Consider the following 14,558-nt stretch of genomic DNA (forward strand, 5'->3'; position numbering starts at 1 on the left):
CTACGGATCGTTGCAGATCTTCATCGTGGTGACGTTAGCACCAATGGGATACCCGACAATCTCCGACAGCGTCCGGCATTGTCCATCATGGCACAGCCGCCATTCGCCGGCCGCGCCCGAATTGCCGAGCACGACCTCTTGCATGGCTGCCCGCTTCGGCTGCCACTGAAACCAGCCGTCGACCAGCCGCGCCTCGGGCGGCGGCTCCATGCCGGGGCCGGTGCCCTTGACGCGGGCCTGCACCAGTTCGAGACCGGCGGGGGTGACGCGCCAGTCTTCCTGCCAGTCGACTTTCGCGATCGAATGCGTCCAGACCAGCGTGAAGGCGGACAGCGCCAGCGCCTTCACGCCGAAAGCCGTTGCGAAGCAGAGGCTCACACCGCCTCGACCGTTACAGGCGGGCGCTGCCGCCATTGCCACAGCGCGAGCGCCGCAGCGAGCACGAAGCCCGCGGTGTCGCTGAACGGGAATTCGCCGAGCAGGCAGAACGCGGCGCCGAGCGCGACCAGGCGCTCGATCAGCGTCAGCCGGGTGAACAGGAAGCCGATCGCGACCATGCCGAACAGGCCGATCGCCACCAACGCCTTGACGGTTGCCAGCGCCACCGCGCCGTAGAAGCCGAGCTTGGCCGCCATGGGGTCGCCGGCCTGGAGCATCAGGGCTGGTGAATAGACGAAGATGAAGGGGATGACGTAGCCGGCCAGCGCGATGCGCATCGCCTCCCAGCCGATCTTGTCCGGGTTCTCCTTGGCGATCGGCGCCGCCGCGAGCGCCGCCAGCGCCACCGGCGGCGAGAGGTCGGCCATGATGCCGTAGTAGAACGCGAACATGTGGCTCGCGATCAAGGGCACCCCTAACTTGGCCAGAGCGGGCGCGGCGAGCGCGGCGGTGATGATGTAGGTCGGGATGGTCGGGATGCCGGTGCCGAGCAGGATCGATAGCAGCATGGTCATGATCAGCGCCAGGAACAGGCTCTTCTCGCCGAGCCCGATCACCCAGCCGCCGAAGATGGTGCCGACGCCGGTCTGCGACATCATGCCGATGATGACGCCGACGATGGCGCAGGCCATGCCGACGGTGATGGCGGATTTGGCGCTCTCGGCCAGCGCGTCGCGGCAGGCGCGCAGCGCCGCAAAGCCGCCGCGCACGAAGGCGGTGATCACGATCAGCCCGACCACGACGCTGGCGACCGGCACGATCTTGAGGCCGTCCCGCGAGAGCGCGGCGACGACGAGCGCAAGGCCGATCCAGAAGATGGTGCGGATCACGTTCGAGGAGGCGCCCGTGGTGATGGCGGTGCCGAGGATCAGCGCCACCGTCAGCGCGAGACCCATGCTGCCGGCATAGAGCGGCGTAAAGCCCTCGAACAGCATGTAGACGAGGGCGGCGAGCGGCAGCACGAGGTACCAGCGCGTCACCAGTGCCCTCCAGGCGCTCGGGATTTCCGAGCGCTTCATGCCGACGAGGCCGTGCTTCCCGGCTTCCAGATGCACCATCCAGAACGCGGACGCGAAATAGAGGATCGCGGGAATGGCCGCCGCCTTGACGATCTCGGAATATTGCACGCCGAGCGTCTCGGCCATGATGAAGGCGACCGCGCCCATCACCGGCGGCATGATCTGCCCGCCCATCGAGGCCGTGGCCTCGACGCCCGCGGCAAACGCGCGGCGATAACCGAACCTGATCATCAAGGGAATCGTGAACTGGCCGACGGTCACGACATTGGCGACGCCGGAGCCCGAGATCGTGCCCATCATGCCCGAGGCGAACACCGCGACTTTCGCAGGTCCCCCGCGGGTGCGGCCGAACAGGCCGAGCGAAACGTCGGTGAACAGCTGGATCATGCCGGCGCGCTCCAGGAACGAACCGAACAGGATGAACAGGAAGATGTAGGTCGCCGACACGTAGATCGGCACGCCGTAGAAGCCCTCGGTGCCGAACGACAGATGCGTGACGATCTGGTCGAAATCGTAGCCGCGATGGTTGAGCGGCGACGGCAGGTACTGGCCGAAGAACCAGTAGACGAGGCAGGCGCCGCACATCAGCGGCAGCGCCGCGCCCATCAGGCGCCGCGTGCCCTCGAAGATCAGCACCGCCAGCACCGTGCCGACCACGAGATCAAGCCGCGTCGGGTCGCCGTCGCGCGCGATCAGGTCGGCGTAGAAGATCCACTGGTAGAGCCCGCACAGGAAGCCGGCGCCGCCGATCACCCAGCCGAGCGCGCGGCCGGCATTGCTCTTCGCGGTGAAGTTGGCGATCAGGCCGAAGGTGAGCAGAACGAGGAAGCCGACATGGACGCCGCGCACCACCTGGCTCGGCAGATAGTTGAAGGCGGCGACATAGAGCTGGAAGGTGGCGAAGGCGATGCCGATCCAATAGGCGAGTTGCCCCCACCAGCCCGGACCGAAACCGTCCGGGAAACCGTGCTCGAAATTGTCGAACTCAACCTTGATGGGCGCAGCTTCGGCGCCCTCTGCCTTTTCCAGCATCTTATTCGTCCTCAGCCCTGTAGCGCATATAACATCGAGGCATTGCTCACCCACACCGTCATGGCCGGGCTTGTCCCGGCCATCCACGTCTAACGGTGTCTCCAAGAACGTGGATGCCCGGGACAAGCCCGGGCATGACGTTCGCGGATAGAGCGCGCCTTACTTGATCAGCTCTTTTTCCTTGTAATAGCGGATCGCGCCGGGGTGCAGCGGAACCGGGCTGCCTGTCGCGGCGGTCTCGAGCTTGATCTCCTTGCCGGCCGCGTGTGCATTCTGCAATTCCGGCAGCGATTCGTAGATCAGCTTGGTCATCTGATAGGCGAGATCGTCCGACACCGCGGAGCTCGTGACGAGATAGTTGATCACCGCCGCAGTCGGCACGTCCTTGTCCTGGCCGGTATAGGTGTTGGCCGGAATGATCGCGGAGACGAAGGGCGGGCCGATCTTGTCGACGGTCTCCTTCGGCACCGACACCACCGTGATCGGGCTCGAGGTCGAAAGGTCCTTCAGCGAGGCGACGCCGAGGCCGGCCGATTGCAGCGTGGCGTTGAGCTGGCGGTTCTTCATGAGGTCGACGGATTCGGCGAATGGCAGATATTCGACCTTGCCGAGATCCTTGTAGCTCATGCCGGCGGCGGCCAGGATCGCACGCGAATTCAGCTCGGTGCCGGACTTCGGCGCACCGACGGAGAGGCTCTTGCCCTTGAGGTCGGCCAGCGTCTTGATGCCGGACTCGGTGGTGGCGACGATCTGGATGTAGTTCGGATAGATCGCGCCGATGGTCCTGAGCTTGTCGAGCTTGGTCTTGAAGCCCGCCTCCTCCTCGCCGTCCCAGGCGGCCTTGAGCGAATCGCCGAGCGTGAACGCCAGCTCGCCGCGGCCCTGCTGCAGCAGGATCAAATTCTCGACCGACGCCTTGGTGGCCTGCACCTGCGTCTTCACGTTCGGAATCTTGTCGCCGTAGATCTTCCCGATCGCGACCCCGAGCGGATAATAGACGCCGGAGGTGCCGCCGGTCAGCACGTTGATGAAGGATTGCGCCTGCGCGCAAGGTGCCGACGCCGCCAGAGCAAGAGCCGCGGCCGCGCCGAAAATGGTCCGTTTCATGGTTGTTGTTCTCCCCAAACCGGCGGCGAAATTGGCCGGATGAGGGATGCGGGTCAACCCATCCAAAAGACAAAACAGGACTGCGGTAAACGGCCGATCCGGCTGAATTTTTCGGGAACCCGCGGTGCGGCGAGGTGGCGCAGTCGCCCGCCGCACATCCTTCGAGACGCCCGCCTGCGGCGGCCCTCAGGATGAGGACGGAGTACGTGATAGCGATTTCAACAGCAAAGCTGGCGCTCAGCCTCATTCTGAGGAGACCGCGAAGCGGTCATCTCGAAGGACGAGGCGCTCGCTCAGGCCCCGCCAAGCGCATACGCGATCGCCCTCCCCGTAAGCGGGAGGGAGCGCGCCGTCACTGGCGCGGCTTTACTGGCAAGGCTCCGCTGGCAAGGCTTTGCTGGAAAGGCTTTACCGGCAAGCTCTCACTGGAACGTCATGTCCAGGCATTTGGAGATGTCGGAACCGAGGCCGGAGGAGATGATGATGCAGCCGCGCACCTTCTGCGCGCCGACATCAGCGGCCCACACCGAATAGCCGCCGGGGCCGAAGAACGAATTGGTGTTCGGCGGCTCGGTCTCGGTCGCGTCGAAATCATACTTGCCGTCGGTCTCGAAGATGCGCGGCTTCTTGGTGCAGCCGCCGTCGGTCTGGACGTTGATGACTTCCTTGTTGTCGCGGGTCAGCGCCAGCGAGACCTGGCAGCGGAAATATTCCGAGGTCTTGGTGTTGAACAGATAGGTGTAGGACTTGCAGGTCGCCGTGTTCAGCTTGCCCGGGGCAAGGCCGCGGCTGCACGAAATCCGCTGGTTGTGGCTGAGCTGGTAATCATCGGCCCGGGCGGCCGGTGCCAGCGCCGTCAACGACAATGCAGCAGCCCAGCAAAGTTTAATCACATGGCGCATCCGAATCATCCCCACCCATAATTTTGTCGAGTTGCGTTCTAGACGGAAAGCGGAACATAGTCGCGAGGGGACGAAGGGAAAATCACAAACTGCTGGGCAAGACGTGATGTGCTGCGGCGCTTTCGCAAATTGACCCGGATACGCCGTTCGTGATTTGTTCAAGCCGGGTACCCCAGCGACGGGGAGGATGGATGATGGCATTTTCAACCAAGACATTTGTACTTGCTTCGGCTGCACTCGTAACGGTGCTCGGCGCATTCGCCGCGCCCGCATGCGCACAAACCCCGGCAACGCCGTGGGAGCTCAAGCCCGACACGGGCTACGCCTATGACAGGGAGGGCAAGACCTTTTCCTACAAGATGGGCACCAGCAACGCCGGCGAGCTCTTGAAGGGCGCCAAGAAGGTCCCGAAGGGCACGCTGTTCTTCATCGGCCACAACGGCCAGCTCTACATGCGCAGCGGCCCCTATCTGGAAGGCGACGGCAAGTTCAAGTTCGGCCCGGATCAGTAAGCGCGCTGCCGTAGGGTGGGCAAAGGCGCGTTAGCGCCGTGCCCACCATCTCTCTCTATCGCAAAAGGTGCGTGGGCACGCTTCCGCCGCCGCTCTTCGAGCTATGGCGGACAAGTCGCTTTGCCCACCTACGGCAGCGCGCTAAAACGCCCCCGCCAATTCCCTTGCACCGGGTTTGCTGCTGTTCGAATCCATCCGATCGTCGGTCACCGCCAGCAGCTTGGCCACCGTGTTGTGGCGAATTGCGACCGGGTTGCGCTCGTAGCCGCCGCGCTGGAAGAAGTTCGAGGTCGGCACCTGCTCGCGCATCGCCTGCGGCATCGTCACCATGTCGAGCCCGGTGCCGTCGCCGGTGAGGTTCATCATCTCGAGCTCGGCCGCCGTCAACGGACGGCTGTAGCCCTTGGCGCGGGCGAACAGCACCGAGGTCAGGAGCTTGTGGGTCTGCAGCATCGGACCGACGTCGATGTCGAGCACCATCGCATGCATGGCCCAGCCCTGCGCGGTGTTGCCGATCTTTTCGTGCTCCGACCAAGTGTCGGGCACCGACTTCGCATGCGCCACCATTTTCTTCAGCACGACGAGCTTGTGCTCGAGCGACTGACGCGCCGGTCCTGATGTCCGCGCGACCTTCTCGGAGAGCGCGCGAATGAGTTCGTGCCCCTGCTCGGCGAGCAGCTCGACACTGTTGGTGGTCAGTAGCTGGTTGTAGCCCATCGCGGTCGAGATCGCGCGCTTGCCGCCATGCTCGATTCCCGCCTGCACGTCGTGGCTGCCGGTGCCGCCGGTCTCGAACGAATAGACCCGCACGGCCTGCTCGCGCGTCAGCCCGGAGGCCAGCGCATAGCGCGCATAGGCGCGCTTGAACTCGATCTCGCTCGCCGGGCGCTGCGGCGTGAACTGGTAGAGCTCCTGCGCCGCGCGCAGGAAATCGGCGACCACCGGGATCGGCTTTTTGGCGGGACGGTCCGGCGTTTCCTCCGGCTCCGGATTCACCGGCTTCTTCGGCCCGTTATAGAGCGGCGGATGCTCCAGTACGTAATCATCGAGCGTCACCTGCTGCCCGCTGCGCCGCTTGGCGTTGCGGCCTTTCCGCTTCTCCGAGATCTGGCTCCAATAGGCGCCGGCCTCAGCGTCGAAGGCCGCGCGCGCCGCCTGATACTCCGCGAGCTTGCGGCGATATTCGAGCACCGCCGGCGAAGCGCCACCCTGCGCAAAAAACTGCGACAGCAGCTGGGCGTTGGCATCGCGAACGGCGGGCGGCAGCGCGTCGATCTCGCCGCCACGCGCGGCGGGCGCGAGCAGGACAAGCGCAAGTGGAACCAGCGCGAAGCTATTGCGAATCGAATGATGCATCCTGCCCTCTTAGCAGGCATCCGGTAACCGTCACGTTAACGCGCCGTTTACCTCTTTTTTCGTCTCTTGCGTCACTTCCAGGCGAACACCGGCTGTTCCAGCTCGGTGACGCGGGTGTGCCGGCCCGCGAGCACCTCGCGGAACTGGTAGATCAGCGCCGCCGTCGGCGCGTGGATCAGGCTTTCCTGATGATGGAAGCGAATGACGCGGCGCGCTCTCGGGGATGGCGACGAAATCGAAGGCGTCGTCGCGCTCGATGGTGTCGAGCGCAATGCGATGGACCGAAGCCACCTCGTCCGGGTTCGGCCTGATCGCGGCACTGTCGGCGGCCCAGACCACGACGGGCGTGATCAGATATCCGGAGCGGGTCGGATAATCGTCGAGCGTGCCGAGCACCTGCGCGCCGGTGAGGCGAAGGCCAAGCTCCTCGTCGAGCTCGCGCAACGCCGCCTCGACCGGCGTCTCGCCGGCGTCGCAGCGGCCGCCCGGCAGCGCCCATTGGCCGCGATGGGCGCGCAGATGCGATGCGCGCAGCGTGAGCAGGAATGCGGTGTCGTCGTCCTCGCTCGCGGTCAGCGCGACCGCCACCGCGGCACGCTTCAGCGTCGTCGGCACTTCACCCGCCGGCAGCCGCATGAAGGCCGCGCAGGCATTCGCGATATTCCGCCGTGTGGCATCATCGAACGGCCTCATGATGCTTGACTACACCACGTCCGGCCCCGATGAAACGGGATCGCAAGGCCCGCACGGAATGGACGACGAGATGACCAACAAGGCCGCCGCAAGGCTCAAATCAGACGGCTGGAGCATCCTGGAGACCACGGGCTTCATGCACCTGATCGGTCCCCTGTGGGAGCGCAAGGTCGACGGCCATTACGAATTCGCGCTCGCGACCGAGGACAAGCACCACAACCGCCGCGGCATGGTCCAGGGCGGCGTGATGATGACCTTTGCCGACCGCACCTGCGGCATGACCGCCCGTTACGTCTCCGGCAAGGAGTTCATGGCGACCGTGCAGCTCGACACCCATTTCGTCGAGGCCGGCCAGATCGGCGACATCCTGATCTCCCGCCCGCGCGTGGTGCGCTCGACGCGCAGCCTGATCTTCATGAGCACGGAGGTGACGGTGGATGGCCGCTGCATCGTGATGGCGAACGGCGTGTTCAAGATTCTGAAGGGCCCGGGGTAGCTGTTCGGTCAGGTTGCCACTGCCGCAACCACACATTCCGCTGTCGTCCCGGCGCAGGCCGGGACCCATAACCACAGGGAGCAGTTGTGGCACGAAGCTCGTAACTCCGAGTCTTCGCCGAACGCAACCCTGTGGTTATGGGTCCCGGATCTGCGCGCGCTTGGGGCGCGCTTGTCCGGGACGACGAGAGGAAGCGGCATTGCTGGATTGCTTCGCTGCGCTCGCAATGACGGCTATGGCTGGCTATGCTGCGCTCCTTAAAGATATCGAGGACCCGCCCATGCAATACCGTCAGCTCGGCCGCAGCGGCCTGAAAGTGTCGCCGATTTGTCTGGGCACCATGATGTTCGGCGGGCCGACCGATGAAGCCACGTCAAAACGGATCATCGACAAAGCGCGTGATGCCGGCATCAACTTCATCGACACGGCGGACGCCTATTCGAAAGGCGCCTCCGAGGAGGTGGTCGGCCGCGCCATTGCCAGCAACCGTAACGCCTGGGTGCTTGCCACAAAACTCGCCAACCCCATGGGCGACGATCCCAATTGCGGCGGCCTGTCTCGGCGCTGGGTGCTGCAGGCCGCCGACGACAGCCTGAGGCGGCTCGGCACCGACCACATCGACATCTACTATCTGCACAAGGAAGACCATTCGACACCGCTGGAAGAGACGGTGCGCGCGATGGGCGATTTGATCCGATCGGGCAAGGTGCGCTATTTCGGCGTCTCGAACTATCGCGCCTGGCGCGTTGCCGAGATTTGCAACATCTGCGACCGGCTCGGCATCGACCGGCCCGCGGTGAGCCAGCCCTATTACAACGCGATGAACCGCATGCCCGAGGTCGAGCATTTTCCGGCCTGCTCCTATTACGGCCTCGGCATCGTGCCCTACAGCCCGCTGGCGCGCGGCGTGCTCACCGGCAAGTACAAGCCCGATGCCGCCCCCGACAAGGAGACGCGCGCGGGCCGCAATGACACCCGCATGATGCAGACCGAATGGCGGCCGGAATCGCTGCAGCTCGCGCAGGAGATCAAGACTCACGCCGGGAAAAAGGGCATCACCGCCGGCCAGTTCGCAGTCGCCTGGGTGCTCAACTCCGCCTTCGTTTCCTCGATCGTCGCGGGGCCCCGCACCGAGGAGCAATGGGACGGCTACATCAGCGCGCTCGACTACCGCTTCACTGGGGATGACGAGGCGCTGATCGACCGACTGGTCGTGCCGGGGCATCCCTCGACGCCAGGCTACAACGATCCCGCCTACCCGATCGAAGGCCGGCGCGCGCGGACGGCGTGAGATTGGGAGATCACGATGGCGCATCAAGATCGCTACGGCCTGCCGCTCTCCACCATATCCGATGCGGCCGCTGGCGCCTATCGCGAGGGTGTCGACCTCATGCTTGCGGGCTGGACCGGCATGGCGGAGATGCTGGAGCGCGCCATTGCCGCCGACCCGGACTTCGCGCTTCCCCATATCGCCCGCGCGCGCATGCATGCCTTCTACCAGCAGGGCGATCTCGCCCGAAGCAAGGCGGCGCTCGCACGCGAACTGGTCGCCAGGCGCGGCACCGAGCGCGAGCGCTCGCATGTCGAGACGCTGGCGCTTGCGATCGAGGGCCGGCTAGCCGAGGCGATCGCATCCACGCTGAGGCACATCGACACATGGCCGCGCGATGCATTGGTGCTGTCGCTGCCGCTCGGCGCGTTCGGCCTGTTCGCCTTCTCCGGCATGGCCGACCACGACCGCGCACGGCACGAGCTGTGCGGACGTGTGGCGCAGCACTATGACGAAGACTGGTGGTTCCTGACCATGGCCGGCTGGGCGATGACGGAGAATGGCGACGTCGCGCGCGGCCGCGCCATGACCGAGCGCGGTTTTGACCTCCGCCGGGCCAATGCTCACGCTGCGCATGCGGTGCTGCACGCGATGTTCGAGGACGGCTCGATCGACGCTGCCGACCGCCTCGTCGACGACTGGATCCCCTCTTACGACCGCGCCGGAATCCTGCACGGCCATATCCGCTGGCACCAGGCGCTCGGCGCGCTCGAGCATGGCGATGCGGCACGCGCGCTCGCAATCTATGCCGACGTGCTCCAGCCGTCAGTCACGCAGGCGCCACCACTCAACGTTATCACCGACGCCGCCTCGCTGCTGTGGCGCCTCTCGGCTTACGGCCATTCCGTGCCGAAGGCGCTGTGGCTGGAAGCCGACGCCAGCGCGCAAAAACTGTTTCCGAAGTCGAGCCTGTCCTTCGCCGACATCCACATGGCGCTGTTCGCGGCGGCGACGCAAAACCACCCGGCGCTCACCACGCGCCTTGCGGCCATCGAGCAGCGCCTCGCCGAGGGCAAGCTGCCGGCCGGCCCCGTGGTGCCGGCGATCTTCCGCGCGCTGGCGGCCTTTGCGGATGAGAATTACGCGTCATGCGCGCAAACGCTGGCGCCCGTCCTCGCCGAGGTCGTGCGGATCGGCGGCAGCCACGCCCAGCGCGAACTGGTCGAGGACACCTATATCGTCGCACTCATGCGCAGCGGCGAGCTCGCCCGCGCCCGCACCCTGCTGGGCGCCCGCCTGCACCGCCGGCCCTCACTTCGCGATACGCGCTGGCAGGCGGCGATGGCCTGAGTTCCGCCACGAAAAAAACACCGGCCTGACGGCAAGTGGCGGCGGACGGTTTGGGCGATTTGGACAAACGCCGTCGGGGTGGCGCGGTGGTATTCCAGGCGGGACTTGCAGGACAAACGGGATCGCAACCAATTTGCGGTTCGATGGTTATGGTGCGGAACCTGACCGTGGTTCCCTGGCACGTGAGCCTTCCAATGCGCCTCTGCCGATCGCTGCTGGCCGCGACCCTTGTTTTCACGGCCACCCTTGCCGCTTTGGCAAGTCCTTGTTTTGCCGAGACTTCCAAGCCGATCCCGGTCAACAATCCGCCGGCGCTGCAGAATGCCTTCATCGATCTGCTGGCGCTGATGTCCGGCCACTGCAAGACCTTCAAGGTCGCCGGGCGCACCTTCGCCTGCAAGACGGTGGCCTACGCCCATGGCGACAAGGGCCGCGTCAATTTTGCGGTCGCGGTCGACGATCCCTCCGACGACAGCCACGTCGTGTCGTTCTCCGGCGAAAACGGCAAGCGCGCCGACGACAATTCCTACGAGCTGCCGATCGACCGCATGCTGCTCAATTCCAAGGACCGCCCCAGGGTCGACGGCCTGCCGGTGCCGGCCGAGCAGACCTCCACCGGCCTCTGCCGCCAGACCGGCAATTTTGCCGCCAGGAAGGTGACTGACGTCACCTGCTCCGCCACCGACAGTGAGGGCCGGCGCTACGAGTTGCTGTTCGTCTCCGACGGCACGCCGGTCAGCGTGCGCCGCATCCGGCAATCGGCGCCGTCGATCCAAGATCCCTTCAAGTAACCCGTTCAAGTAGCGATCACGCGAATGCCTTCTCCAGCGTCGCGAAGATGATCGCGAGCGACTTGTCGTGCCTCGTCACCGGCGGCACCGGGCGATCGATCTTCATCAGTCGATAGACCGCCATCTGCGCCGCGCGCACCGAATATTCGACGGTGAACACGACGTCGTCGGGGATTTCGACGAACTGGCTGACGAAAGCGAGGTTGACCGAATTGTTCGGCACCGGCAGCGGCCGATCCGTCAGGTTGCGCGGCATGAACATGCTGGTGATGTAGGGCATGCGGCAGGGCACGCAGATTGCGTCCTCGAACACGCCCGCATCGAAATTCAAATGGCCACACAGCTCCTTCAGTATCTCCGCGCCGCCGCAATCGGACATCGGCTTCGCAACGAAATTGCCGACGCGGTCGGGATGCAGCGCATAGCCCCAGAACACCTGCACATTCTTCGGCTGTCCGGCGAAATGCGGCTGGTGATAGAGCACGACCGACATCAGCCAGTTGGAATCCTTGAACGTGACGAGGCCTCCGGTGCCCGCACGGTTGCCGGAGAACGCCTCCATCCGGTCGAAGAAGAGTGGATCGCGGCAGGTGACGGTGAAGGACAGCCAATAGGATTCGGGGATCGAGCTGTTGAACGCGGCGGGATTGCCGAATTCGGGACGCTCCTTCGCGATCGTCTCCCACAGCGCCCAGCCCTGGCTGTCTTTCTTGGTCAGATGCGGTGGCGGCTCGGTCATGGTGCCGAGGCTCGAGGCGTCCGTCATCGAGCCGTTCTGGAAGAATACGAGATCGCCGTCCTCGAGCCGGACATTGGCGATGCGGCCGTCGCGATCGAGCACGAGCTGGCGCACCCGCAAGCGTCCGTCCTCGCGCTCGATCGCCATGTCCGTGACGCGCGTGCCGCGCACGAATTGCACGCCCTGCCGCTTCAGCCAGTCGGCGAGCGGCCGCACGATCGCATCGTACTGATTGTAGACGGTGCGCTTGACGCCGGCGAGCGTCTCGATGCGCGGAAACTCGTTCATGAAGCGGTGCAGATAGCGCTTCAGCTCGACCGCGCTGTGCCAGGGCTGGAACGCGAAGGTGGTCTGCCACATGTACCAGAAATTGGACTCGAAGAATTTCGGCGAGAGCCAGTCGGTGATGCGGCTATTGCCGAGCGTCTCCTCCGAGGCCTCGGTGAGCCGCAGCAGCTCGAGCCGGTCGCGCGCGGAGAAACCCATATGCGAGACGTCGACCTTGAAACGGTTGCGATCGACCAGCCGCGCCTTCGAGTGCGCCGGGTTCTCCAGGTTGAATGCGATGGTCTCCTCGCGCACGCTGAGGCCGGGATGCTCGAGCGAAGGGATGCTGGAGAGCAGATCCCAAGTGCATTCGTAGTGATCGGTGGTCAGCATTCGCCCGCCGCGCAGCGAATAGGCGCCGTTCGCGAGCAGCGTGCCGTCGAGGCTGCCGCCGACCAGCGGCTGCGCCTCGTAGATCACGATGTCGCGCCCGGCCTGCTGCGCATCGCGGATCAGGAACGCCGCGCCCGCGAGCGATCCAATGCCACCGCCGATGAAATACGCCTTCATGACTTGCCTCGATTGCCGTTCGAATTCACGGGCGACATTGCATCGCGAGGCAGCGGCCTAAGTTGCGCTGGATCAACCGCGGGGAGAGGCGAAATCACGTCGGCGTTATCGGCGCGGGCTTCTTCGCATAGACGTGCTCGATCTCGTCTGCGAAGCGGCGTTCGAGCGCGGGCCGCTTGTTCTTCAGCGTCGGCGTGAGCAGGCCGCTCGCGATGGTCCACGGGTCCAGCGTCCACCACACCGCGCGCGGCGTCGCGTAGGACGGATAGGCCTTCACGGCCGCCGCTATTCGCGCCAGCAGCGCAGCCCGTTCCGCCGCGCCGCCTTGCTTGCCGCTCGCCGCCAGTCTTTCCTTCTCCTGCACCCAGGCTTTGGCGTTCAGCACGACCAGCGCGGTGAGGAACGGCCGCTGTTCGCCGACCACCAGCGCCTGCTCGAACAGGGGATCGGCGAGGATCGCGGTCTCCAGATCCACCGGCGCGATCTTCTCGCCGGTGGACGTGACCAGAATGTCCTTGATGCGGCCGGTGATGGTGATGCGCCCGTTCTCGATGCGGGCCTGATCGCCGGTATGCAGCCAGCCGTCGGCGTCCTTGACGCGGCGTGTCTCCTCCGGCTTGTGCCAATAGCCGAGCATCACGCTGGGGCCGCGCACCAGCAATTCGTCGTTCTCGCCTTGCCTCACCTCGACGCCGTCGAGGACATGGCCGACCGAGTGCGGATCATTGTCCTCGATGGTGTTGACGGAGACCACCGGCGAGGTCTCCGTCATGCCGTAGCCCTGGAGCACGTCCAGCCCGAGCGCGAGAGACAGGCGAATGACGGGCTCCGCGATCGGCGCGCCGCCGGAGATCGCGACGCGCAGGCGGCCGCCGAGCCGCGCCAGCACCTTGTCGGCGACGAGCCGTTTGAGCAACGGCCAGGCCAGCCGGTCCAGCAGCGACGGCACGCCATGCCGCTGCCGTGCATCGAAACGCCGCCCGCCGACGGCGATGGTGAGGTCGAGCAGCAAGCGCTCGATGTAACTTGCTGATGCGCGATGCTGCATGATCAGCGCGAAAATGCGCTCGTAGATCCGCGGTACCGAGACCAGCACCGTCGGCTGCACACGCTTCAGGTCCTCCGAGAGTTGTGGCACCGAGCGGGCATAGGCGACGCACGCGCCGGCCGCGATCGGATAGTAGTAGCCGCCGGTGCGCTCGAAGGTGTGCGAGAGCGGCAGGAAGGACAGGAAGACGTCATGGGGTTCGGCGGCGATGCGGTGCGCGATCGCCTTCACATTGGCGACGACATTGCCATGCGAGAGCATCACGCCCTTCGGCCGCCCGGTGGTGCCCGAGGTGTAGACGATGGCGGCGAGATCGTGCGGCTCGATCGCGACATCTGGCAGCGGCGCGGTCGCGCCGGGGGCTTGCGCGAGCCAATGGTCGAGCCCGACGATGCGGGCATTCGGCGTGATGAGCCCGCTTGCATCCGCGCAGACGACGCGCTTGAGATGGTCGAGCGGCTGGCCGGTCGCCACGATCGCCTGCCAGCGCTCCAGCGTATCGACGAACAAGAGCAGCGGGCCGGAATCGACAAGGACGTAGGCGATGCTGTCGGGATTGTCGACGGCATGCATCGGCACCGGCACGAGGCCGCGCGACAGCGCCGCCTGGTCCATGGCGATATGCGCAATGCCGTTCGGCATCAGGATGGCGGCGCGTTCGCCCGGCGCGAACTCCTCCGCGGCGAGCGCGCGCCGCCACAGCTCGAATCCCGCATCGATCTCGCGCCAGGACTGGCTGACCCAGCGCTGCGCGGTCGCATCGAAATGACGATAAGCCTCCGCCGCCGGCGTCGCCTCGACGCGCCAGCGCAGCAGTTGCGGCAGCGTCTTGATGTCGGCAAGACCGTCCGGTTGACTCGCCTGTCCCGGCATGGCGTCCTCTCGCATCTCTCGATTCCCAGCATTTGGTGCCTCGACACTAGGCCGGCCAGTCCTTGCCGCTTTGATCCTCAGCAAGGCGGCCATGC

General features: G+C 65.4%; 12 protein-coding genes and 1 pseudogene. 5 read left to right on the top strand and 8 right to left on the bottom strand.

Going from position 1 to position 14,558, the window contains the following annotated elements; translation table 11 throughout:
* The 4 genes from CIT37_RS37565 to CIT37_RS37580 form a co-directional block, all read right to left on the bottom strand.
* Positions 1-414, bottom strand: coding sequence for a DUF1850 domain-containing protein (locus CIT37_RS37565; protein WP_095426850.1), 414 nt, complete (start codon positions 412-414; stop codon positions 1-3).
* A complete protein-coding gene (locus CIT37_RS37570; protein ID WP_161966276.1) occupies positions 375-2,489 on the bottom strand; it encodes a TRAP transporter permease in 2,115 nt (704 codons plus the stop codon). Before CIT37_RS37570 ends, CIT37_RS37565 begins: the two co-directional genes overlap by 40 nt.
* Before the next feature lie 159 nt (positions 2,490-2,648).
* Entirely contained in the window at positions 2,649-3,596 is a 948-nt protein-coding gene (locus tag CIT37_RS37575) for a TAXI family TRAP transporter solute-binding subunit (protein ID WP_028140713.1), read from the bottom strand.
* Positions 3,597-4,018: 422 nt separating this feature from the next.
* Positions 4,019-4,498 (bottom strand): hypothetical protein, encoded by a 480-nt coding sequence (locus CIT37_RS37580; RefSeq protein ID WP_038948879.1) that lies wholly within the window; start codon positions 4,496-4,498, stop codon positions 4,019-4,021.
* A 194-nt stretch (positions 4,499-4,692) separates the two neighbouring features.
* On the opposite strand from CIT37_RS37580, the gene CIT37_RS37585 reads away from it, so the two are divergent.
* On the top strand, positions 4,693-5,010 hold the full coding sequence (locus CIT37_RS37585) for a hypothetical protein (RefSeq protein WP_095426892.1): 318 nt from the start codon (positions 4,693-4,695) through the stop codon (positions 5,008-5,010).
* Between the two features lie 141 nt (positions 5,011-5,151).
* Here the strand turns inward: CIT37_RS37585 and CIT37_RS37590 are convergent, their stop codons facing one another.
* A complete protein-coding gene (locus CIT37_RS37590; protein ID WP_095426849.1) occupies positions 5,152-6,366 on the bottom strand; it encodes a hypothetical protein in 1,215 nt (404 codons plus the stop codon).
* Positions 6,367-6,437: 71 nt separating this feature from the next.
* Positions 6,438-7,059 (bottom strand): annotated as a pseudogene (locus tag CIT37_RS37595) (NUDIX hydrolase).
* A gap of 70 nt (positions 7,060-7,129) precedes the next feature.
* On the opposite strand from CIT37_RS37595, the gene CIT37_RS37600 reads away from it, so the two are divergent.
* From CIT37_RS37600 to CIT37_RS37615, 4 genes are all read left to right on the top strand, one after another.
* Positions 7,130-7,555 carry a PaaI family thioesterase gene (locus CIT37_RS37600; protein ID WP_028140718.1) on the top strand — a complete coding sequence of 142 codons (426 nt, stop codon included), beginning with the start codon at positions 7,130-7,132 and terminating at the stop codon, positions 7,553-7,555.
* 280 nt (positions 7,556-7,835) lie between these two features.
* On the top strand, positions 7,836-8,846 hold the full coding sequence (locus CIT37_RS37605) for an aldo/keto reductase (protein ID WP_028140719.1): 1,011 nt from the start codon (positions 7,836-7,838) through the stop codon (positions 8,844-8,846).
* A gap of 15 nt (positions 8,847-8,861) precedes the next feature.
* On the top strand, positions 8,862-10,175 hold the full coding sequence (locus CIT37_RS37610; protein ID WP_095426848.1) for a tetratricopeptide repeat protein: 1,314 nt from the start codon (positions 8,862-8,864) through the stop codon (positions 10,173-10,175).
* Positions 10,176-10,369: 194 nt separating this feature from the next.
* Positions 10,370-10,966, top strand: coding sequence for a hypothetical protein (locus tag CIT37_RS37615; RefSeq protein WP_028140721.1), 597 nt, complete (start codon positions 10,370-10,372; stop codon positions 10,964-10,966).
* Positions 10,967-10,982: 16 nt separating this feature from the next.
* Here CIT37_RS37615 and CIT37_RS37620 read toward each other — a convergent pair whose 3' ends face one another.
* Positions 10,983-12,542, bottom strand: a complete 1,560-nt coding sequence (locus CIT37_RS37620) for an oleate hydratase (RefSeq protein ID WP_038950699.1) — start codon at positions 12,540-12,542, stop codon at positions 10,983-10,985.
* Positions 12,543-12,636: 94 nt separating this feature from the next.
* Positions 12,637-14,478, bottom strand: coding sequence for an AMP-dependent synthetase/ligase (locus tag CIT37_RS37625; RefSeq protein WP_095426847.1), 1,842 nt, complete (start codon positions 14,476-14,478; stop codon positions 12,637-12,639).
* Between the last annotated feature and the right edge of the window lie 80 nt (positions 14,479-14,558).

Origin of the sequence: Bradyrhizobium ottawaense (genome assembly GCF_002278135.3) — a bacterium.
Classification (GTDB): Bacteria; Pseudomonadota; Alphaproteobacteria; order Rhizobiales; family Xanthobacteraceae; genus Bradyrhizobium; species Bradyrhizobium ottawaense.

Coding starts and splice junctions, on each gene's coding strand:
- CIT37_RS37570 (WP_161966276.1), bottom strand. CDS start 2,489: ATGCTGGAAAAGGCAGAGGGCGCCGAAGCTGCGCCCATCAAGGTTGAG.
- CIT37_RS37565 (WP_095426850.1), bottom strand. CDS start 414: ATGGCGGCAGCGCCCGCCTGTAACGGTCGAGGCGGTGTGAGCCTCTGC.
- CIT37_RS37620 (WP_038950699.1), bottom strand. CDS start 12,542: ATGAAGGCGTATTTCATCGGCGGTGGCATTGGATCGCTCGCGGGCGCG.
- CIT37_RS37605 (WP_028140719.1), top strand. CDS start 7,836: ATGCAATACCGTCAGCTCGGCCGCAGCGGCCTGAAAGTGTCGCCGATT.
- CIT37_RS37580 (WP_038948879.1), bottom strand. CDS start 4,498: ATGCGCCATGTGATTAAACTTTGCTGGGCTGCTGCATTGTCGTTGACG.
- CIT37_RS37615 (WP_028140721.1), top strand. CDS start 10,370: ATGCGCCTCTGCCGATCGCTGCTGGCCGCGACCCTTGTTTTCACGGCC.
- CIT37_RS37600 (WP_028140718.1), top strand. CDS start 7,130: ATGACCAACAAGGCCGCCGCAAGGCTCAAATCAGACGGCTGGAGCATC.
- CIT37_RS37590 (WP_095426849.1), bottom strand. CDS start 6,366: ATGCATCATTCGATTCGCAATAGCTTCGCGCTGGTTCCACTTGCGCTT.
- CIT37_RS37610 (WP_095426848.1), top strand. CDS start 8,862: ATGGCGCATCAAGATCGCTACGGCCTGCCGCTCTCCACCATATCCGAT.
- CIT37_RS37625 (WP_095426847.1), bottom strand. CDS start 14,478: ATGCGAGAGGACGCCATGCCGGGACAGGCGAGTCAACCGGACGGTCTT.
- CIT37_RS37585 (WP_095426892.1), top strand. CDS start 4,693: ATGGCATTTTCAACCAAGACATTTGTACTTGCTTCGGCTGCACTCGTA.
- CIT37_RS37575 (WP_028140713.1), bottom strand. CDS start 3,596: ATGAAACGGACCATTTTCGGCGCGGCCGCGGCTCTTGCTCTGGCGGCG.